This is a genomic window from Vibrio sp. 2132-1, assembly GCF_033344315.1.
On the sequence record NZ_JAWPON010000678.1, the window covers coordinates 1 to 562 of the forward strand.

The window sequence follows — 562 nt, forward strand, 5'->3', positions numbered from 1 at the left end:
GTTACACGGAATGGTTCTGGCGTATTCATTATCTGGCACTTCCTTTCGTTTGCTTTGGAAGTCAGATGGATTCACGGTACGAGGCATAACTCCTCCTTGATTAATTCCCACGGTGTCAACGCTTACCAAGGTCGTCAGTACTCGATAATCTCAATGGTTATCTTAAGGAGTACAGTGACTTGGTATCGAGCCATACAAAAGGATGTTTGGTTTACGTGTTTTAATCACGGACTCCACCACGTGAACCTACATCTTATTACTCGGTGTTATATGCATCGAAAAGTGCATTTAACATTATGTTAACTATTGGCGGTGATAGGGGAATTTACAAATAATTGCTGAATTTTTGTTCGGCAAGGGGAGGGAGGAATGTTCGATACAAAAAGCCCCCGCCATAAGGCGAGGGCTTTGTTGATTCTTGCGTGGCTCGATTACTTGATGCCAGCGAAATCGCGTAGAAGCTCAGCTTTATCAGTCGCTTCCCATGGGAACTCTTCGCGACCGAAGTGACCGTATGCCGCTGTCTTCTTGTAGATTGGTTGAAGTAGGTTAAGCATTTCTT

At 44.3% G+C, this 562-nt stretch carries 1 protein-coding gene; it reads right to left on the reverse strand.

The genetic code is table 11. The features are described from left to right. Positions 1–431 precede the first annotated feature (431 nt). Positions 432–562 (reverse strand): methionine adenosyltransferase domain-containing protein (locus R8N47_RS27350; RefSeq protein ID WP_318186382.1); only part of this gene is annotated, 131 nt, incomplete at its 5' end.